Here is a 22070-nt window from a genome sequence, read left to right on the forward strand (position 1 = left end):
CAAAAGGCCCGCCTCGTGCTATCACATTAGAAAAACATGGCGCAGCAAACAGCAGGCCAATGGAAAAATCAGGAACGTTTGGCGGCCAGTTGTGACAAAACTGTTGCCGAATCCAATCGCCCCATCGCCTGCATCAAGGTATAACTTGCAGAGATCACATCAAAGTCGGTGGATACCAGATCACTCTGCGCATTGAGCAAGTTCGTCTCTGCAGACAACACATCCAACAAAGATCGCTTGCCCACAGCACGCTCTTGTCGTGCGATATTCAAAAACTCCTGCGCCAAGCGCACTTGGTTTTGCAAATTCACTTGGTTGTCTTGGGCTGTTTGCAAATTGCGCCAGGCGATGGCCACCTGCTCTTTGACCAAATTGCGCGTCTCTTCTTCACGGGCAAGACTTGCAGCAATATCGTGTTGCGCACCACTGACGGCCGATGAGCCAGCCAACCCCAAATTGATGGGGTAATTCAACTGAAACTGCGCCCTGTCGTCTTTGACTGTGCCATTCACACCATCGAACGCTGTGGCGCGACGAGCCTCAGCCAAAAACTGCAACCTGGGCGCGTATTCTCTCGCGCGAATAGACGCCATCCGTTCGGCCAGGGCCTCTGAGCGGAACTTGCCCAAACGGATTTGCAAGCTGTTGGCATCCGCTTCATCCAAGGCATCTTTCAGTGAACGAGGCAAATTTGTGGCCTTGGGGATTTGCTCTTCGTAGCGCAAATTAGCCGCCAAGTTGCCAAAAACGGCTTGCACACGGTACATCGCTACACTCTGCGCACCCTCAGCGCGAACACGCCGAGCCTGGGCTCCTGCCAGCTGGGCTTTAGCTTGCAACACGTTCGACACGTAGCCGCGGCCAGCCTCGACCATGGCATCTTCAATGCGCGCTTGCTCGACGATATTTTTCTCAGAAAGGCGAGCAAAGGCCAACACCTTCTCTGCCCGCTGTACAGACAAGTAAGCCTGCAAGGCATCCAGTACAACACCTTGCTTCATGGCCTCCAGACCCGCTTCAGCCTGCGATTTAACCATTTCGTTTTCACGAATGCTCTTGGTACTGCGACCAAAATCCGAAATCAACTGTGTCAATCGCAACGTGTGGGTTTTGGCATTGCCCACCTCATGCAACTCCGCGTTGGGTTTTTCAAAACGCTGATAACCAGCGGACGCGTTCAGTTCAAATTGTGGCGCCCAAGCGCGCCGCCTGACCTCGTCCACACGCGCGCCTGCTGCACGCACATCCGCATCGGCAGCCTGGGTGCGCGGCGCGATCTCTAACAAGGGCTTCAGTGCCTGGGAAAAGTTGACCGTTTGAGCCGAAGCAGAATGCGCCATCAGAAGGGCCACCGTCAGCAATGAAAAAGCTGCCCGACTCTGAAACTTAGAGGTAACTTTTTTCGACATTTTCAATTCCTTGTGACTAATTACCAAAAAATAGCAAAAATGCTAATACTCATTGGGATTTTAGAATTACCAAAGGGGCAGTAAATGACAAAATCTGTCATTAAACATAAAAATCAATAATTTAGTAACAGATCGAATATCTCGAACATTCAACAAAAAAGCCCATCTGATGATGGGCTTTTTTGCTTTTCGAAGTCAGTAAAACTTTGAAGTGAGCTTTCAGGAAATCAGAACTGCACACCCACCTTTCGCACAGAACCATCGGCCTGAGGAACACCCACGACAATGCTCACACTGCCAGAGAAGTCAGCAGGCGGCGTGCCAGAGATGGCACCAGTTGCGGCATCGAACTTGACCCAATCTGGCAATGGCTTGCCATCGGGCTGTGTGGCGGCGACCTCTTTGCCTGCAGGCAAATTACCCGGAATCGGCACCAAGGCCTTCAAGGAGCCATCGGCCTGAACAGAACCACGCAAAGTCATCGTCACACCAGGGATAGGTCCTGATGGCACGATGCCCGACCGCACGGTGCTGCCGCCTGCGGCATTGATGGTGGTAGCAGACACGTCGCGGCTGGCCGTCAAAGTCAAACTACCCAGCTTGGCTCCACGCTCCTTTTCAACCTCAGGCTCATCGTCCTTCTTGTCGTCAGCGGCCGCGTCTTTCTTGTCTTCTTCACCATTGGCATCTGCCTTAGCGTCGTCCTTGGCATCCGCCTTAGCGTCATCCTTGGCATCCGCCTTAGCGTCGTCCTTGGCATCTGCCTTAGCGTCGTCCTTGGCATCTGCCTTAGCGTCGTCCTTGGCATCTGCCTTAGCGTCATCCTTGGCGTCTGCTTTAGCGTCGTCGTTTTTCTCGGTGTCTTTCTTTTCGTCTGCAGCATCAGGTACAGAACCCGTGGTTTCTTCGTTCTTCATGCTGCCACTGACGCTGATACCAAAGCCAACCGATGAGCTGACAGCCGCCGTCTGAGTGACTTGGCCTGCAGCTGTGATGTCTGCTGCTCCATCGGTTTGCATTTGCGTGCCTTGCAAATTCACATTGCGTCCAGAAGACACCTGAATACCGCCAGCACCTGCCGAGATGTTGGACCCTTTTTGCTCTGTGGCGCTGTTCACACCAAAGCTGGCGCTTCCTTCGGCTTCTTGGGTTTTCTTGGTCTCCACATCCCCTGTGTTGTCTTCGTCACTCAGGCGACGTTTTTCTTCGGTACTGGCCGATGCTTTGGCTTCCACACCGACAGAAAAACCACTGCTGGAACTTTCGGCAGCCTTGAAGTTCACATCACCACCGGCAGCCACTTGCGCACTGTTGCCCGCAGCCAAATCGGTACCCACAAAGGTCGCATTGCCTCCGGCGGCGACAGTCAAGTTATTGCCTGCCTTGATGCTGCCTGTCACAGCTTGTGAGGATCGGGAATTCTCCACACCCAAGCCCAAGGAACCCTCAACTTTGCTGGTATCGGTCTTGGTTTGCTTGCTGGCAAGCTGGTTTTCTTCGTCATCACTTTCAGTGCCGATACCGACACTCACAGACAACGAACTCGAAGAGGACTCATTTCTGGCCTCCTTGAATGTGATGTCGCCACCGGCAGCCAATTGCGCATCACCACCAGCTTCAATGTTGGCACCTTCAAGCGTCATGTTACGACCCGCAGAGATGTTCAAAGAACCTCCCGTGCTGATGTTCGAAACCACCGCCTCGGAGCTGCTTTCGTTGGCTTTTTCCACACCGACATTCAGGTTTGCAGCGCTTTTATCTTTGTCAAAGCCAGCAGACACACTCACAGACAATGAACTGGCCTCGAACGTGTTTCGGGCAGCTTCAATCTTGACATCTCCGCCTGCTGCCACGTTGGTGTCACCAGCCACATTGATTTGAGTACCCTCAAGACGCGTATCACCCCGAGTGGTAATGGTCAATCCACCTTCGGAATTGAGAGAACCGACCACCGCATTCGAGCCAGAACTGCTGGAGTTCGACACATCCGTGCTGGCGTTGGCCTTGACGTCCGTGTTGGCACCAGCACCAGCCGTCACTTGCACCTTCAAAGAAGCCTCGACAGACAAAGAGCTGCTGGAGCTTTCAAACGTGTCGCGTGCTGCCTTGAAATCAAGACTTTCTGCTGCCACTTCAATACCGCCGGCACCGGCATTCAAATTGGTGCCTTCCATCGTGGTTTTACCGGTCGTGTTGATGTTGATCTTGCCACCAGAAATATTTGCAACCACAGCAGAAGTTGATGCATCACGGCTGTCTTCCTTGCTGTAGCCCATCTGTGCTTCAACACCCGCCCGAACACCCGCACCTGCTTCGGCGTTAGCGCTGGCGCCATCTTCACTGGATGCCTTGGCCGATGCCTCACCCTTAGCGCCCAGACCCACTTTCATCGCCATGCGCGCGGTGATGGTCTCGCTGGAAGAGGTTGTTTCTTCGGTATTGCGAGCAGCTTGAATCTCCAGCTCCGCGGCACTCAGATTGACTGCACCGCCTGCTTCAATATTGGTGCCTTGCAAGACAGTGGCTTCTTTGGATGCACTGTTGACATTGCCTCCAACTTTGATATTGGAGGTAACGGCCTGGGTGCTGCGCGATGAAGTGCTATCCACCTTGCGCTCAAGAGACGTTTCCAATCCAACCACGGCCTCGGCATCAGCTTCTGCGCTGGCACCAGCCTCAGCTTTTGCTTCACCTTTGGGTGTACCTGTGCCTGCACTGGCTTCTGCGCTGGCGCTGGCATTGGCTTGAGCTTCTCCGCTGGCACCAGCACCTGCATAGACGCCAATACGTGCAGTCGTTTCTTCGTTGGTTGTTTTTGTGAACTGGCTATTTTCTGCAGCAAGACTCTCAATGCGTTTGGCACTCTGATTGAAGTCGGTGGCGGCTTCAATGGTGGTCCCCACATCGCGAATGAGACCCTCTGCAGTGCGAGAAACGCTGCCACTGCGCGAGATGATGGCTGATGTCACTGCCGTTGAGGAACCTGACTCTGTTGTGCTGCGGGTATCTTTAACCTGGATACCTGCCCCCACTTTGGCACCGGCTTCGGCTTTGGCTTCAGCTTTCGCTTCCGCACTGGCACTGGCCCCCGCTTCAGCACCCAAACCGCTGTTGCCTGCATTTGCCCCAGCCTTGGCTCCAGCGTTGGCTTCTGCCTTGGCTTCGGCGTTAGCACCAGCATCCAAATACAAACCCGCACGGGTCGTACTCGTGCTTTCACGAGAGTAGTCTGTATCTTGTGCAGCCTCGAACTTCATGTCCTTGGCCTTCAGGTCCACATTGCCTTCGGCTTCGATGGTGGAACCCACTGTACGCAAAGTTTCAGCCACATTGATGTTCATGTTGCCGCCCGAACGGATGGCTGAACCGGTATTGGTGACCTTGCGAGACTCGCTTTCTTTGGTGTCCACACGCAGCACATCCACAGTATTGTTGCTGCTGGCACCTGCTTGTGCACCGGCTTGTGCGCTGGCGCTGCCTTCCACCGATGCACCCACATTGGCCGACTGCCCGGACTTGGATGCAGATGCGCTGGCTTGTGCTGAACCACTGGCTTCAGCAGATGCGTCCGCACTGGCACTGGCCTGATTTTCTGTAGAAGCATACAAGCCCAGGCGCGCTGTCACCTCTTTGAAGGAACGTTCCTCAATGTTTTGAGCCGCCAACATTTGAACGTTTTTGGCATTCAGATCTACATTGCCCGCAGCATTGATGTCCGAACCTTGCAAGGTAACTGTGTTTTTGGCGTTGATCTTGACATTGCCGCCCAGGTTCAACTCAGAACCCACACTGCGTTGTGACAAACTCGACTCTGTGGTGGTTTTGGTTTTGGCCAAAGTCACACCTGCAGAATTGGCATAGCTGGCGCCAGCCCCAGCTGAGGCACCAGCACTGGCTGATCCCGATGCAGAGGCGGACGCAGAAGCTTCACCATTGCCTGCAGAAGCTTGGGCACCAGCCTCGCTGCTGGAACCACTTTGTGATTCAGCACCAGAATAGGACCCGCTCGCTTCCCCACCACCCACGTTTTCAATTTGCAAGAACGATGTGGTTTTAGTGACTGTCGTGCTGCGGTCTAAATCTTTACCTGCCAGCACCTGCACGTCAGCGGCACTGATGGACGTGTCCCCTGTCACATTAAGCTTGGAACCTTGAACAGTCAGCGTCTTCTCTGCTTCCAAATTGGCATTACCACCAATGTTCAATGTGCTGCCCACGTTGCGGCTGGAGAATGAGTTGGTTTCCGTCTCTGTCATGCCGTAAACACCACCGCCCACACCCATGCCCGCCATTTGCGATTTGGTTTGGGTGGTCACCGTGTTTTCACGCGCAACGATGTTCAAGTTACCACCAGCTTTGATGTCGGCATCACCAGCGATATTGGCGTCGGTGCCAGCAAGCGTGATGTCGTTCGCTGCCTTGGCTTGAAGGTTACCCCCCACGGTCAAGCCCGATTTGACTTGGTTAACCGTACTTTGTGTGGTGGTCTCTGAACCTGCCAAACCTCCGCCGCCAAAAGACCTGCTGGTTGTGGTCGTTGTCTTGTTTTCGATGGTGTCAAACGTGATGGCATCACCCGCATTGAGTGAGGCGTTGCCACCGGCCGACATTTGCGCACCCAGGTTGGTGATGTTCTTGGCCGCATTCAGACTCAAGTCACCAGTCGATTGAATCGATGCGGTCTTGCCGATGGTGGTCTGGTAGCCAGCGTCATTGCCTGAACCTTCAGAGAAGGTCTTGTTGACAATGCTGCCCGTGGTCGAAGTCAAGCTAACGTTGCCGCCCTTGATCGTGCCCGACGTGTTGGTGATGTCACCCTCGGACGTGACGGCCAGCGTGTTTTTGCCCTCCAGCGTACCGCCCATATTGGTCAAAGCTGTCACTTGCAGAGTCATGTCATCGGCCACGACGTTGGCACCGCGCTCGATCGATGCCACAGTGGCCGGGGCCAGGAACACCACGGGTGCCAACACTTTTTGGCCATCCACAATGGTTTCCACCATCCACACAATGTTCTCAGTCAACTTGCCCAATTGCTCGGGCGTAGGTGCTTGACCGTAAGTCAGGCCCAACTCTCCCGCTTGTTTGACAGCGCCGTCCATCAGGTCAGACATCACTTCTGCCAAATTGGCGGCACCGTCCAACAAGCCCTGACCAGTTTGCGCGATCAATTGCTGCTGAACCAGGAATGCCTCATAGCTGTCGTCACCCAGGCGTTTAAGCGTTTCTTCAGGCTTCAATCCCAACTTTTCAGTCAAGTAATCTGACCCCAAAGTCGACCCCCCCGGATTGAAATTGGGATTGACTTCCACCAAATAACGCGATGCCGGGTTCCGGTTCGGTACAAAGTAACCGTTCGGGTTAGATGGCAAAGTCAAAATCAAACCTGGGAAAGGCACTGTGGCTTCGTTGCTTACAGCGGTACCGGGGCCTTCTGCAGTCACGGCAGGTGCCACGGGAGAGCCTTGGTTGGTCAGCGCAAAACCAGATGCGTTAAGGGTGTTGGCCTTGATGGATGCACCGTAAATTGGGTCTGCGCTTCGTGTAGCCCCCACCCAACCACTGCTCCAGCTGGGCGCACCAAAAGCAAAGGAATCACGTCCGGCTGTGGTAAAGGTTTGCGACCAATTACGCAGTGGGTTGTCCTCGTAAGTCGCAGGGCCCAATGCAATGTAATGGGTGTAGTGCTCCCAATATTCTCTGTACGATTTTTTTTGTAAAGACAAATCGTCATTGAGGAAACTGGCTCCCAACTGAGACGTCGAGATGTCAATTTGTTTGGCTTGCAGCACACCACCCAAGTTTTTGGCATCGGCAAAATTGGAAATGGCCAAAATGCCATTAGCGGTCATTTGCGGCTTATTGAGCACGTCATACAGTGGGTTACCAGCAGAAAAGTACTGATCTACATGCCAGGTCATGTTGTAAACATCCAGTCGGTAGTCGTCTGGAAACGAGTAATAACTATTGTCTTGTTTTGTTTTCAGCAAATCCAAGCGACCAGACCAACTGCGCGAATCACCGCCTTGAACCTGGTTCAAGAAAGTGCCGGCATTGACAGAGATGTTCCCTGCGGCGTTGACTTGACTGCTGTTGATGACTGTTTTGGCTGTAAAAACAATCGATTCACCCGAATCAATCGTGCCGTAACTGGTCACGTCACGTCCTGTTTCGACCATATCGCTGGCGATATTCCAACCCACCGAATAGCCACCGTTCCAGTTCTTGCCCAGCAAACGGTAGTTCACCAAGGTGTAATCCAGCAAGTTTTGAATGGTCCCGTTCGAACCATCACCTGCTGTACCTTGGGCTGTCAAGTTCATGTTGCGGCCCGCATACAGCGCGCCTTTGTTGACCAGATCGCCGCGTTCTGCCACCAAAGCCATGTTGCCTTGGGCTGCCATGGCCGCCACATTGGTGTTGTTGATGCTGGCCGCATTGAAATTCAAATCACCACCGGAGTACACCGTGGCCGTATTGATAAAGTCTGAACTCAGGTCGATATCAACCGATCCAGAACCCGCCAAATTGCCTCGGATGATGGCCGCAGTGTTGTCAAACACCAAGGTTTGACCGGTCAGACTGAAATCACCCTGCGTCTGAATGACGCTGTTTGCATTCGTCAAACGTGTGTTGGCCACATCAAAATCACCCGACTGAAGGACGATTTTGCTGTTGTTGACCAAGTCGTTGCCCACCAAGCTGACATGACCTGTGGACTGGATCGTGTCGTTGTTGGTGACGCTGCCAATGTTGAGTGCGCTCGTCGACGTTGCACCCGCAGCCGTGGCAAGACTGATGACGTTGTCGTTGACCAGCGTGTTGGCGGTCATCGATGTCGATTGAGTGCTCTGAATCACACCGGTGCTGGTGTTGCGTACATCGCTGGCCACATAACTGCTGTTGCCTGCGCTGAGGATGGTGCCGTCGTTGGTGAGCGTGCCGCGCACGGAAACGGTGTCGGCATCCAGACGCTGGGGACTGACCGACAACACCAGCTTTCCTGAACCAGCATTGTTCAAAGTGCCCACATTGATGCTCGTGGCACGCTGAGCCTGGATCTGACCGGCGTTGTTGAGTGTTCCGGCTTTCAAATCGATCATGCCCGAAACGCTCTGGATACCTTGGCCACCACCTGAGCTCACAGACATGACGCCTGTGCCCTGTGCTTCAAGCGACAGATCGCCCTGGGCTTTGATCTGACCCTGACCCAATGACATATTGCCTTCGGTCAGCAAGCTCATGCTGTTGTCAGAACCCAGCTGGGTCTGAGGCGCCAAAGCCAACGAACCGGCATCGATGGACAGGTGCTCCTGCGCGCGCCAGATTGTCTCGCTCAGGGACGCATCCCGCGTTGCGTTGATGGTCAGGGCATTGCCTGCAAACCGCTCGTTGTTGCTGACTTGCGGATGATTCGTCGCTGTGTCTGTCAGGTCTCGCGCTGAAATATCCAGGTTATTGCGAGCAAACAGTTGACCGCCAGAAATCGTGGCATCCCCTTGTGTGGCAGACACTTGGATATTGCGTTCTGCGCTGATGGCCGCATTGGTCAATTCGACGGCGCTGCCTGCCACAGTGGAAGTCACCGCGACGTCGCGTTTGGCGGACACTTTGCCACCCATCTCCACTTTGCCAGCCGCTGTCAGCGTGAAGTCTGCTGCCGTAGCCGCCACTTCACCCAACATCCGCACACCCACGCCGGCATCGGTAGCCACCAAGCGGATCGAGTCAGCGTACATACCGCCCAAAACAGAGGAGTCAATCGCGTAAGTACCACCCAATGCAGATGGATTCGAATCGGCAGAAGTGCTTGCGATTTCAGTATTCGCAGGTGTGTCTTGTTCGCCCGAGCTGGCAAAGCTGTGCGTTGCAGCACCTGCATACACGCGCAGGTCGTTGGCGTTCACTGCGCCATCGAGCTTGATGGTCCGGGCCACCAGATTGAGCAACTCCACACCGCTCACGTTCAGACCGGTACCAGTGACCAGAATGTCACCGTTTTGCACCGTCACACTCATCAGACCACCAGCGTTGCCAAAATTTGGCGTACCAGTCGTCATGGTCAGGCGATCGGTGTTGATGAAGCCGCACCCGGCGCAAGTGATACCGTTCAAGTTGGCCACCAGCACATCGGCTTTGGCACCTGCAACTTCCATGAAGCCTGCCAGGCTCGAACGCTCACCCCCTGCCATCACCTGGTTCAAGATCACGCGCGCGGAGTGAACCAGGTTGGGGTTGGCCAAAATTTGACCCGCCAATTGCGTCTGCGTCGTCACGCCCGCATTGACGGCCGCGTTGTTCAACACCATGCCGCCAGCATCCACATTGAATTTGCTGTACTGGTTGGTTGACAGCCCGGTCGCATTCGGTGCCGCAATGTTGACGATGGTCGTTTTTTGGTTGGGGGCCACATACACGTTGGCCGCTGGTGCGTTGGTCAGCACCGCAGAAGGGACGGGCGGGTCAGCCGCCTGCACGCCTGTGGCACCCGACAGCATCAAGCCCACCGCGCCCACCACCAATGTGGAAGACGCAGCTGAACCTGCCGAACGTGCGATTTCAGAAGCGACCATCCAAAGGCCGGTTTTGTGATTTTTGACAATGCGGTAAATATGGTTCACGGTACAACTCTCACAGGGAATACGAAACACGGACCCAGGTTTGTGGGGCCTCAAGGGTCATGGAAGCAGGCAACGAGCGCGCCTTTGTGCGGGAAATGTCCACCGTCAATTTGTCAAACTGAGACACCAAGCCCAAGGCATAGCCGGTCATGGCGCCGCGTGCCAATGAGGCGTCATGGTTGCTGACGCGGCCCATGTCAAAACCCACAAACAGTTTGTTCTTGACAGACACATTGGCCACACTGGTCTCGGTGTGCCACGCCAATTCGTTGCGCCAGTAGTAGCCCGAATCACCACTCATGGCGTTGTTGATAAACCCGCGCACGGAGGAAATGCTGCCCACCAAAATTTGCTGAGAACTCAACAAGGTGTCACGGCTGTATTGGCCCTTGAAATTGCTGGTCCAGCCGAATTTCTGGCCCAGACCGTCAAAACGCTTGTCATAGTTGACGTCCAGGCTGACCTTGGTGAACTCGCCTTGAGGACCATCACTGACCGTGTTGGGAATAGGCGCCAAGCCGAAAACCAGTTCAGGCTTGATGTAAAAACTGCCCCCACCCACCGATGTGCTGGTTTTCACGCCGATGCCCATCGTCTTGGCCACACGGCCTGTTTTTTGAATCACATCACCCGCATCGTTCAGAGTGCGGGTTCCGCCTTCAACTTGGCTCAGCGCTGCCACCACCGAATGACGGCTGTCCTGGTCACGTGCCACCACGCGCTCGGCTGTCAAGGCATAAGTGGTGGAATCACCATAAGTGACCATGTGGTTACCGATGTTGGTCGTGAAGCCAGTCGAAAAATTCGACTTGGCCACGGACACGCCGTAAGTGGCAAAGCCATCGGGCAAATTCAAGGCCACAGAGCTGCTGTCCGAAGACGCGTCGGCCGTATGGGGCGACGACTGGCGGGCCGTCACGGTCAACGTCTCATTCAACCCGAGCAAACTGCCCACTGCCAAAGTCGCGGAAGTGCCATTCACCCCGGTAGGCTCACTGCCCTGGTTGTCTGCTGAAATTTGCAGATTCACAGGTGCGCTGGCGGTGTTGCGAAACACCACCACACTTTGACCCGGTTGAGCGCCAGGGACAACGTCCATCTTCACTTTGTTGCCGGGAACCGCGTTCAATTGATCGACCGCCTGCTCCAATTGGCGGATATTGAGCAGATCACCGACCACCGCAGGCACAGCCCAGCGCAAATTCAAGCGGCGCGATGAATCACCTTCCACCACAAAGCGTTCAATCCGACCCTCTTGAACCAAGATCTGCAACACCCCTGAACTCAGGTCCTGCGCGGGCAAATAGGCGCGCGTGGTCGTGAAGCCACGCTCAATGTATTGCTGCGTTACCGCACCCATGAGCCGCTGAATATCTGCAGCCTGCATGCACTTGCCTGCAAATGGCACAACCAATGAAGCACGGTCTTCCTCGTCCAGCACGCTGGCGCCAGGGAAGTTGATGGTTTTGATGTTGTGGCAAATGCCACCTGCAGCCACAGGGGCTTGCTCGGGCTGGATCGACTTGAGGTCCACACCACTGGGCGCACGCTCACGCGAAGTGCGCTCTTGTTCTTGACGCAAACGCTCTTGCTCTTGGCGCAACAGTAACTCGCGGGCAGCATCTGTCGCCTGCGCCCAAGCGCCGCTTGATGCAACCACCACACCCATCGCAGCCAACACCATGGCCAATGGTTTCATTTGAAATTTCATTTGATGTACCTGATTGTTTGTCTAAGGATGGGCCGGGTTCAGAACAACCACAGGCCTTTGATCTGCACGCCTTGGGCGTTGTAGGTGCGACGATGCTCCAGATCAAATTTGAGTTGCAGGCTCGACGATTTGCCCATGGCCATCGACGTGGTGACACCGAAATGGAAGGCTGTGCGGTCCACAGGTGCTGCTGGTGTCACAAATGCCAGGTCGGTGGTTTGGCCGGTGTAGCTGGCCTGCACATCCATGTTGTCCAAACCGCTATCACGCGAGACAGCGCCTTGCAAGCTCAAGAAAGTGGGCTTGCCAAGCAACCGGCTTTCTGTGCTGTAACGCAGACCCAGCTGAGTGCGTGAGCGGTTGTAGGTTTTTTCTGCAATTTGCAAACTCAGGTCGCCCGCACCAGTTTCAGTGCGCTGCGGCTGCTTCAGACGCGCCGATTGCAAGCTGGCATAAGGCGTCAGCATGGACTTGCCGTCTTTGAACTTGATGCGATAACCCACACCCACACGTGCATCAGAGGTTTGCAGCTTGAATGCATCGTGGGCGGTTCGGCCCACCGCCGTGGCACGCGTTGCAGTCAGATCACTTTGGCCCCACGCCAGACTCATTTGCGCATAAGCCGCACCAAACTCTTGCGTGCCATACAGGCTGAACTGCGTGTTGTTGCTGTTGGCGGAATCACCCGATCGGAAATCGTTTTGCTCGATGTTGCCGCTGGCCAAGCTCAAAGCCCCGCCCAACCAACCGGTGGCGACAGGGCTGTCAAAACCGACTGTCAAGCCCATCAGCCGCGTGTCAAAGCTGTCGTACGCATTCAACTCAGCCTGGTGAACAAAGCCCGACTGTTTGCCCAACTGTGAAAAGCCTTGGACCCACAACGCTTTTTTAGCCGACTTCGCCGTACCCACCACACCGCCACGCAAGGTGTTGAGCCGATCGTCAGATGTTGACAACATGACATCGTTGGCAGACAACGCCGAAAGAACATAGGCATTGTTGGCAATAGGCGCCAGGCGCTTGCTCTGCGCAGCTAGATTGGCCGCTGTGTTACCAAATCCGTAGTCATTGATGTCGAGTCGATCGATCACCGTGGCCAAATCGCCCTGCTGGCGACCTTCGTAAGCCACATCGCTGAGGGTCAGGGCTGCGCTGTTGGAAAAATGTCCGCCGACATAAGCCAACGCTTTAGACACATAAGCGTCTTGAGCACGGGTCGCGGTGTACACCATGTTGTTGCCCACCCTGCGGACGCGCGAAGTGATGACATAGCTGTTGTCGTTGACCCGGTCTTCCCCGGGCAACTCGGCTGTGGTCAACATCGCCGGCGTGAAAGGCTCTGTGTAATCAATTGTGGCTGGGGTATTGGCATCCACACTGGTGGCTTGAATCAAATTGACGGTAGAACCGTCTTTCAAGCTGCCGCCCAACTGAATACCGTAGTTTTCAAAGCCATTAAGAATCAAGGAGCCCACGCTCAATTGACCCGAACCTAGTGTCGAGATCCCGGAAGTTCCTGCTGGCGCAATGACAAATCCCATGCGCGCACCATCTGCCCTGAACACATTGGTGACACTGTTCGCTTGGGCCCCCACCTGCAAGGTCACCAAAGAATCTGTGGCCAACGAATCAAAGCTTGCACCACCCAGTACCGCCGTCACGGATTGGTTGTTCCCGCCAATCGTGGTGGCCCCATAACTGCCTGAGTACTCGACTTCTGTTGCAGAAGCACCAACCGAAGCACACAGAGCGGCGATCGCCAGCATGCAAAGGCTCAGTGGGTGACTGGCGTGGTGAAAACGGCTCATCTCATTCTCCTGAAGTCGCAAAGATACAAAAATAACTTTTTTGAGTCTATCGGTCACAAACATGACAAATATGACAATTTCAAACAAAAAAAGAGGCCTCGCAGGGCCTCATTTTTTGGAACCAGCAGGCAAGGGGACCGCCCTCGCCGGCTGCAGCGTGGTTCAAGACCTTAGAAAGACCATGCACCGCGCACTTGGGCAGAACTGCCCGACAAACCGTTACCACCTTCATAGCGGTAGCCGATTTGCACTTCAGACGTCTTGGACGTTGCAAAACGCAAGCCTGCACCCACGGTGTAGGACGACTTGGGCAGTACCGCACCGGTGGTGGTGAACGGTGTGGCCGTGGTGTCGCCCACATAGTTGGCCACCACATCGGTGTTGCGCATGCCATTGTTGCGGTTAAAAGCCACCATCAGTTCAGGATAGAACGTGGTGCTGGCGCCTTCGATCACGGTGTTAAAGCGCAAACCCAGGCTGGCGCGGGTGCGCGAAACGGTCTTGCTGTCCACGTTCAGCGACAAGGCATCTGCACCGGTTTCGGTGTAGGCCTTTTGCTTCAGGCTGGCGGCCTCGACAGACACCATGGGGGTCAAGACATTGACCTTACTGTCGTCGATACCAATGCGGTAACCGGCAGACAGCTTCAGGGTGGTCTGGTTCATGTCCACATCGGACTGGGCTGTGCGGGCAATCGCCGTGGCACGGCTGCTGGACAGGCTGTGCTGGCTGAAGGCCAGAGCGCCGTCCACGAACACGTCGCCGTATTCCTGGGTACCGTAAACAGCCAAGGTGCCTGAATTCAGCTTGCCGCTGTCACCCAGACGGAAGTCCTGCTGCGAAATGTTGGATGTCACGTAGCTGAAAGAGCCACCCACCACACCGTTGCCCACTTTGGCATCGGCACCTGCCAACAAACCAGAGCTGGTGACTTTGTAGCCGTCGTAATCACCAATGGCTTTGGCCTTGCTGCTAGAGCCCAACACCTTGACCCAACCGGTGTTGTCAGTGCCCATCTGACGGCCGTTGCCGTTCAGACCGGCCATGGCCACATCGCCGCGCAACACCGCCAGGCGCTCACCCACAGAGTTCAAGACCGAAGTGGTGGAAGCCAAAGCAGCCTGCGCACCAGAGGCGTTGGCAACCGGGGCCAAACGCTTGACCTGTGTGGCCAGATTGGCTTGTGTGTTGCCAAAGCCCCACTGGTCAATGTCCAGCTTGTTGAACACGGTTTGCATGTCGCTGGAGTAGTCTGCGCCCGCAGCAGCCAATGCACCCAAACGGTCAGCAGCCTCGTTGGAAAAATGCCCAACTGTTCCAGAACTTTCCTTGTAAATGGCAGCGGTACGGTTCACGACCAGTTCCAAGTCATCTGTCGCAGTGTTTTGACGCAAAGTCAAAGCATTGGCTTCACGCAACACAAAACTGTTGTGTGACAGAGTGACGTTTTCAGAAGTACCTGGAACAAGATTCGCTGTGCCTTTGATGAGTTTGGCCACTTGCCCATGAGCCACGCTGCCCATCAAAGCCACATCCACTTGGGCACCGCCAGACAAATCCACAGCGCCGCCGTTCGTGAACAACAGACTTGAAGTGCTCTCCTGAACTGCACCATTGGCCGCAGTCACATCACCGGCATCCACCGCAAATTTCAGCGTTGCGCCATTGGTGGTGATGTTTCCACCTTGAACCTCGACTTGATTGAAGCCGGCACTGGACAACTTGTTGTTGTCAGCGTTAGGGCCAAATTCTGAATTGAAAGCACCGTGAAGGTTCAACACGGTGTTGACACCGGCCAAAGTCAAATGGTCACCCAGAATGTGCGCGCCGGGCGTCAAAGTGGCGATGGTGTAAGCAGAGCCATTGCCAATCGTCACCTGGTTCGCATAGACGTTGCCAGCAATCGTGGAAACCACTGGCGCCTCGTCAATATCTGGGGTTGCGGCATTGAAGATCACGCTGGCCAACTTGGCGTTGGAGGCACCAATGCTGCTCGAATAAGCACTGCGACCCATGAACTTCATGTTGCCTGCATTGGCAACGCTGGTCGTGATGCTGCCTGTGATGGTTTGGTTGTCTGCCAATTCCACGGTACCGGCACCGTTCCAATCTTGACCGACCAAACCGCCATCACCGTAAGTGGTGTAAGCATCACCCTGAACACTGACCGGTGTACCGGCACCAAAGACCAGATCGCCAGTCAGGCCAGCATTCAACTCCACTGTTGTATTGCTGGGGCCGACGTTCAAATCACCAGCACCCACATAAACACGTCCGTTAAATGTGACGGTGGATGTGCCAGCGCCCGCATAAATTTTGTACGGCGTTTTGGATGCATCTGATGCAGCGCCAACCTCACCGCTCACATTCGATGTACCTGCAAACAACAAAGTCGAATTGGCGGCATTGGCCAGTTGAATGCCATTGGCACCGAAAGTCGCATTGACAAGATTGCCAATTTCCAAGGTACCACGGCCTTGAGTCTCGGTATTGACAACCTTGCCAAAGTCAACCGTACCCACCATACCTTGACCACCGCGGTCGTTCAACTCCAACTTGCTGGTGTGACCGCCCAAGTTGACATTACCAGTCAACTTGCCGCCCACTTCCACCACAGCTTTGTCAGCCGAGATGGTCAAGGTGTTGACGTTGGTGTTGCCAGAAACGGTGTTCAGTTGCACGCGCGAAGTGGCGCCAGTCACATTGGCTGCATTGACGGTGCCCACAGCCCCGGTCACCACGCTGCTGCCCTCGAAGTTCAAAGTGCCGTTGTCGGTAGCGCTATTAATCACACTGCCTGTGATGTTGCTGCCATTCGACAAAGTCAAAGTGGCGTTATGGCCCTGGAAGTCAACGCTGCCTTGGATATCACCACCACCATTGACGCTGGCCGCGCCAGCGGCACTGAAATAAATGGGCGCAGTGATCGAGCCATTGAAGTTGATATTCGAACCACGGATATAAACACCCCCGTCTGCGATGACAGAGCCATTGATCTGGTTATCACCATCAAATGTGGCTGCACCCCTTATGTCAACAGCATTTCCGGATAAATTCTGGGCAGAGGCACTTCCGGTGTAATAAGTAAAGTTATAACCACCATCCCAAGCACTGCCGTCCCATCCTCTCCATGCATTCACAGTGGCATATGCCTTGGCACCCCGGTCAATATCACTGACAACAGAACCGCTGCCAAAGAAATAATTATTTCCAACGGTATAGTCAACAATTGAGCCAAAATAATTGGCTTGGTATGCACTTTCCCTGATGGCAATTGCACTCCAAGATGGGTAGTTATCTGCACCATTATCGACAAAACCATCATTAGTTGTATAACCAGAATACAGAAAATAAGTGGCACCGCCATTGTAAGAATGAAGTACCTGAGCACCATAAAACACTTCTCCGGCCCGAGTCACTGCTGTACCGTAGGAATTCGTTGGGTTAACCACTGACCAGGTGTCATTGGCATTCCAAGTCGCACCAGCAGCAGTTGTACCGTCATTCGGCACATTCGCGCCACCATATGACGTACCCAAGTAAACATCCGCTGCTTGAGCATTACCCATCAATGCCAAACCCGTCAACGCACACATGGCCACAGCCACTGCACGGCCCGCAATTTTGGTGATGCGGTAAGAAAATTGTTTTTCCATTTTGAAGTCCTTTTAAAAAATCAATCTTGAATTGAATCAATCACTTCACTTGCGCTTGATCGCGCAGGCGTTTGATGTGGGCATCGACAGCCTGGGTTTCCAGGTTCTGTTGAATTTGGGTTTGCAGCTGCGCCAGGGGCGGCAATGCGAATGGGCGACGGCCCTCCAGGCGGATCACATGAAAACCGTTGGGCGTTCGCACCGGCGCTGCAGTGGTTTGGCCGGGCGTCAATTTGCTGACCACCTGGGCAATGGCGGGCACCAAGGTGCCTTCGGGCACCCAGGGCAACAGGCCTCCGCTGGCTTTGGTGCTGGCGTCTTTGGTGGCCAGTTGGGCCAGGTCTTCAAACTTGCCACCGGCGGCCAATTGCGCCAACAGCTTGCGGGCGTCGTCCTCGTTGCCCAGCAAAACCTGGCGCATTTGCACTTCTTGCTGACCCATACGGGCTTTCAGCGCCTCGTACTCTTTGGCCACGGCGTCTGCGGACACCGGGTTTTGCTTCAACCACTCTTGCAAGTAACGGCGTACTTTCACCGTTTCACCCGCATATTGCGCCTGGGCCTGCAAGACGGGGGTGTCCACACCCGATTTGAGAGCCGCTTGCAGCAGCGCTTCGTGACGAATCAATTCTTCGCGTGCCTGAGCACGGGTTTGCGCGTCGTCTTTTTGCCCGGCCGACAACCGCGCAGCCACCAAAGCCTCTAGCTTGACTGGCGCAATGCTCTGGCCGTTGACCGACAAATTCTCTGCCGCACCGACCCCCACAGACCACAAAACGCCCAGCACGGCCAGGCACGCATGCCAAGCCCAGCCACACCCCAACGCCGCGCGGAGATTACCGCAAAAAACCGGCATTTTGGAGACTTTTATACTAGAATTCACGTTTTAATCATTTGTAAAGAGATTTTTCCACTTTAATGGTGTATCAAACCGTAAATATGACAATTTATGACATAAATAACAATTTGACCACCTGCCGTAGTGACACCGCAAGGCGGGGAGAGCTCCTGACGAGCCTTGTGGCCTGGGCTTCCCGATCAGTCACCACGTTGTTCGCAGCGATGGCTTTGCTTGCGGTCTTGTGGACAAGCGTGGCTGCCGCACCGCTGCCCCCCCAAGCCCAGGTGAGCAGCGTCAACCTGGAGCCTCACGCCGCCTTGCTGGTGGACACGAACGGCACTTTGTCGGTCGAGGAGGTGGCGCAGCCCAACCAAGCGCCAGGCTTCAAGCCACTCACCGGTCCCTTGAGTCTGGGGTTCACCCGCACGGTGGTGTGGGTCAAGATCGATGTGACGGCGATGGAGTCATCGCTGTGGCTGCTGGAATTGGGGCAGCCCATCTTGGAAGATGTGCGGCTTTACCAACGCCAGCCCGACGGGCAGTTTCAGGTGCGCCAAGGCACACAGAACCACGCACAGCCCCCCAAAGAAACAAATTACCGCCGGCCGGTCTTTCAAATCCATCTGACAGCGAACGAACCCACCACGCTGTATCTGCGCATGGCCACGCGGACATCAATGGTGACCACCCTGAAACTGTGGTCACCCATGGCGCTGTTTGAAGACAGCAACCTGGAAACCTTCATCTGGGGTCTGGTGTTCGGTTCGTACTGCCTGGTGGTGTTTTTCTACAGTGCATTCTGGCTTTGGACGCGAGAGAAGGTGCATTTGTATTACGTGTTGTACGTGGCCACCAACCTGGTGGCTGCGTTTTTGACGGGCCGCTGGAACGACATGCTGGGCCTGGACATCGACAGCAACACACACACGCTGGCCTTGGGGGTTGCGGTGTCTTTGTCACTGTGGATTGCCCCGGTCTTCACCAACGCCTACCTCGGCATGCACCGCATTTGGCCCAGGGCTTCGCGCAGCGTTTTGCACGCCTGTGCGAGCATTTCTGTGGCGGGAGTGATTTTGGTGCTGGCAGGCCAATACAGCCTGGGTGTGCTGTCGATTCAAATCGCCAGCATTTTTCTGATTTTCCTGAACCTCACGGTATTCAGCTACCTGGCCCACAAGGGTGACAAAAAAGGACAGCTGCTGTTGCTGGCCTTCAGCCTGTTCTACATCGGGGTGATGTGGCGCTACATGCGCAACATCGGGATGATTGAACCCAGCGCCTGGAACGAGAACGTTTACCAGGTCGGGGCCTTCGTGCACATGATGGTGATGAGCACCGGCATTTTTTCAAGCTACAACGCCTTGCGCAGAAAGTCAGAACACGAACGCGCCCGCGCCAACGCACAAGAAAAGCAGCGCGAGCGGCAGTATGAATTTTTGGGCATGGTGTCGCACGAAGTCAGAACACCGCTGACGGTGATTTCAGCCAGCGCAGACAACCTGCTGATGGACCCGGCTTTGACGATCAACGCCAAAAATCGCGCCAGCAAAATCATTCGCCACAGCCAAAAGCTGCAAACCCTGTTTGACACTTATTTGAACAACGAACGGCTGCTCAATGGCGACAACGCCATGCAAATGTCAAGCGTCAATTTGCTCAGCCTGTGCGAATCTTTGGTTCAGGACATGAAAGACGCCCATGGTATCGAGGTGAGGTTTGACACCCCCGTGCAATTGCACCTGATCTGTGATCCCGATTTGCTGCGGGTGGCCATCTCCAACCTGCTGGAAAACGCCCGCAAGCATGCGCCCAACAACACGAACATCACACTCTCATTGAGCCAGCGCCAGAACACGGCGTACATCACCGTGACGGATGAAGGCCCCGGCGTGGACGACAGGGACATGCCGTACATCTTTGACGCCTATTTCAGAGGGCAAGGCGCTTACACCTCGGTGGGTTCGGGCTTGGGCCTGCACCTGGTTCAGTTCATTGCTAAGCAACACCAGGGCCGGGTTCATGCACAAAAATTAAAACCCCATGGCATGCAATTCGTGGTTGAAATACCGATCCAGCCGCCGCAGGCTTCAAGCGTCTGAAATCACACAGTCTTCTTCAATGACATAGCCAGCGCCATGCACGGTTTTCACCGGAAAAACCGCCGGCGTCAGGCTGGCGACTTTCTTTCGAAGCCGCAACACCAACACATCCAGATTGCGGGGGTCGTAATCTGCAAAGTTTTTACCCAGTGACTGCACCACTTTCTTGCGGCTCACGGTCTGCCCCATCTGCTCCACCAGCACTTGCAAGAAAGCACTTTCCTGCGCGGTCAACCGAATCACCACGCCACCGGGGGCACGTAGCTCCCAGGTGGACAAAATCAAACGCCAGTTGGCTGTGGCTTTGAGCCGCCAACTCAAGGACTCCACCACAGCCCCCAGCTCCTGCAGCCTGACGGGCTTGGTCAGGTAATGGTCCACGCCGGATTTGAAACCATCAATGCGGTCTTGCGTGGCGTCTTTGGCGGTGAACATGATCACACCGCAACGCACGCCCTGTTCGCGCAACTCACGAACCAGGTCCAGGCCGTCGCCATCTGGCAAGCTGCGGTCCACCACCGCAATGTCGGGTTTATGTGTTAAAAACAAAGAAGAGAACTGCTTCATGGTGCCAACGGTCTGAACACCGTGCCCCAAACCCTGGAGGTAGGCCGCAAACTCTTCACGGATGTCATCTTCGTCGTCCAACAAGATCACTGTCGCCATTTTCATACCCCTCAACCATCAGCGCTTGATTAAGACATTTCCGCCAAGCGCTAATCTGTTGATTTCTGACATACCGATTTACCCGGCTGCACCTTGGGGCCCTCAACCAGCATCACAATGCCTGCCCCGCAGGCTCAGGAGCTGAACAGGAAGTTCATCACATCGCCATCCTTGACGACGTACTCCTTGCCTTCGGCGCGCATCTTGCCCGCGTCCTTGGCGCCTTGTTCGCCCTTGAAGGCGATGAAGTCGTCAAACGCGATGGTCTGGGCGCGGATGTAGCCTTTTTCAAAGTCGCTGTGGATCACGCCAGCGGCTTGCGGGCCGGTGTCGCCTTTGTGGATGGTCCAGGCGCGCACTTCCTTCACGCCAGCGGTGAAGTAGGTTTGCAGGCCCAGCAAGTCATAGGCCGAGCGGATCAGGCGGTTCAAGCCAGGCTCGTCCTGACCCAGCTCCTTCAGGAATTCCAGGCGGTCAGCGTCGTCCATCTCGGACAACTCGGCTTCGATCTTGGCGCAAATGGCCACCACGGGCGCGTTTTGCTTGGCGGCAAAGGCCTTGAGGCGATCCAAGAAGGGGTTGTTCTCGAAGCCGTCTTCCGACACGTTGGCCACGAACATGGCGGGCTTGGCCGTGATGAAGAAGAACTGCTTGAGTTCGGCGCGCTCTTCCTTGCTGAAGTCGATGGTGCGCACCGGCTGGGTGTCGTTCAGGGCGGCTTGGCACTTTTCCAAAATCGCCATTTGCTTGACGGCGTCTTTGTCACCGGAGCGGGCAATTTTGCTCACACGGTGAATGGCTTTTTCGACCGCAGCCAGGTCGGCCAGGCACAGCTCGGTCTGAATCACCTCGATGTCGGCAATCGGGTCCACTTTGTTGGCTACGTGGATCACGTTGAGGTCTTCAAAGCAGCGCACCACATTGACGATGGCATCGGTCTCGCGGATGTGGGCCAAAAACTTGTTGCCCAGGCCTTCGCCTGTGCTGGCCCCGGCCACCAGACCGGCAATGTCTACAAACTCGACAATCGCCGGCACGATGCGCTCAGGCGAGATGATGTCGGCCAACTGCTGCAGGCGCGGATCGGGCACCTCCACCACGCCGGTGTTGGGCTCGATGGTGCAAAAGGGGTAATTTTCAGCCGCGATACCGGCTTTGGTCAGGGCGTTGAAAAGGGTGGATTTGCCAACGTTGGGCAAACCCACGATGCCGCATTTGAGGCTCATGGAAGGCTTTCGGTGATTCGGGAGACAACGCAT

Annotated in this window: 10 protein-coding genes and 1 pseudogene; 2 read left to right on the forward strand and 9 right to left on the reverse strand. The window is 55.1% G+C overall.

What is annotated here, in order from left to right; genetic code table 11:
* Window positions 1-68: 68 nt before the first annotated feature.
* The 6 genes and pseudogenes from ACHEXL_RS10825 to ACHEXL_RS10850 all read right to left on the reverse strand — a co-directional run bounded on the left by ACHEXL_RS10825 (window position 69) and on the right by ACHEXL_RS10850 (window position 16377).
* Window positions 69-1409 carry a TolC family protein gene (locus ACHEXL_RS10825; protein ID WP_416559463.1) on the reverse strand — a complete coding sequence of 447 codons (1341 nt, stop codon included), beginning with the start codon at window positions 1407-1409 and terminating at the stop codon, window positions 69-71.
* A gap of 227 nt (window positions 1410-1636) precedes the next feature.
* Window positions 1637-8359, reverse strand: coding sequence for a hemagglutinin repeat-containing protein (locus ACHEXL_RS10830; protein WP_416561346.1), 6723 nt, complete (start codon window positions 8357-8359; stop codon window positions 1637-1639).
* 732 nt (window positions 8360-9091) lie between these two features.
* Window positions 9092-9982: pseudogene (locus ACHEXL_RS10835) on the reverse strand (filamentous hemagglutinin N-terminal domain-containing protein); the annotation flags it as partial.
* A gap of 58 nt (window positions 9983-10040) precedes the next feature.
* A complete protein-coding gene (locus tag ACHEXL_RS10840) occupies window positions 10041-11729 on the reverse strand; it encodes a ShlB/FhaC/HecB family hemolysin secretion/activation protein (RefSeq protein WP_416559464.1) in 1689 nt (562 codons plus the stop codon).
* Between the two features lie 50 nt (window positions 11730-11779).
* Window positions 11780-13549: an autotransporter outer membrane beta-barrel domain-containing protein gene (locus ACHEXL_RS10845; protein WP_416559465.1), complete on the reverse strand. Its 1770-nt coding sequence runs from the start codon at window positions 13547-13549 to the stop codon at window positions 11780-11782.
* 170 nt (window positions 13550-13719) lie between these two features.
* Window positions 13720-16377, reverse strand: a complete 2658-nt coding sequence (locus ACHEXL_RS10850) for an autotransporter domain-containing protein (RefSeq protein ID WP_416559466.1) — start codon at window positions 16375-16377, stop codon at window positions 13720-13722.
* Window positions 16378-16386: 9 nt separating this feature from the next.
* On the opposite strand from ACHEXL_RS10850, the gene ACHEXL_RS10855 reads away from it, so the two are divergent.
* The gene (locus ACHEXL_RS10855) at window positions 16387-16602 is read left to right on the forward strand and encodes a hypothetical protein (protein ID WP_416559467.1); all 216 of its coding nucleotides are present in this window, start codon (window positions 16387-16389) and stop codon (window positions 16600-16602) included.
* A 643-nt stretch (window positions 16603-17245) separates the two neighbouring features.
* Here ACHEXL_RS10855 and ACHEXL_RS10860 read toward each other — a convergent pair.
* Complete coding sequence (locus ACHEXL_RS10860) at window positions 17246-18061, reverse strand: peptidylprolyl isomerase (protein ID WP_416559468.1); 816 nt, start codon at window positions 18059-18061, stop codon at window positions 17246-17248.
* A 206-nt stretch (window positions 18062-18267) separates the two neighbouring features.
* Between ACHEXL_RS10860 and ACHEXL_RS10865 the strand changes: the two genes are divergently transcribed.
* Window positions 18268-20145: a sensor histidine kinase gene (locus ACHEXL_RS10865; protein ID WP_416559469.1), complete on the forward strand. Its 1878-nt coding sequence runs from the start codon at window positions 18268-18270 to the stop codon at window positions 20143-20145.
* Here ACHEXL_RS10865 and ACHEXL_RS10870 read toward each other — a convergent pair.
* Both ACHEXL_RS10870 and ychF read right to left on the reverse strand, forming a co-directional pair.
* Window positions 20134-20811, reverse strand: coding sequence for a response regulator transcription factor (locus ACHEXL_RS10870; protein WP_416559470.1), 678 nt, complete (start codon window positions 20809-20811; stop codon window positions 20134-20136). The two genes, ACHEXL_RS10865 and ACHEXL_RS10870, sit on opposite strands and share 12 nt — an antisense overlap.
* A gap of 134 nt (window positions 20812-20945) precedes the next feature.
* Window positions 20946-22037: a redox-regulated ATPase YchF gene (gene ychF, locus ACHEXL_RS10875; RefSeq protein ID WP_416559471.1), complete on the reverse strand. Its 1092-nt coding sequence runs from the start codon at window positions 22035-22037 to the stop codon at window positions 20946-20948.
* Window positions 22038-22070: the final 33 nt, after the last annotated feature.

The organism is Limnohabitans sp. YIMB22184 (assembly GCF_048020265.1).
Lineage (GTDB): Bacteria > Pseudomonadota > Gammaproteobacteria > Burkholderiales > Burkholderiaceae_C > Limnohabitans_A.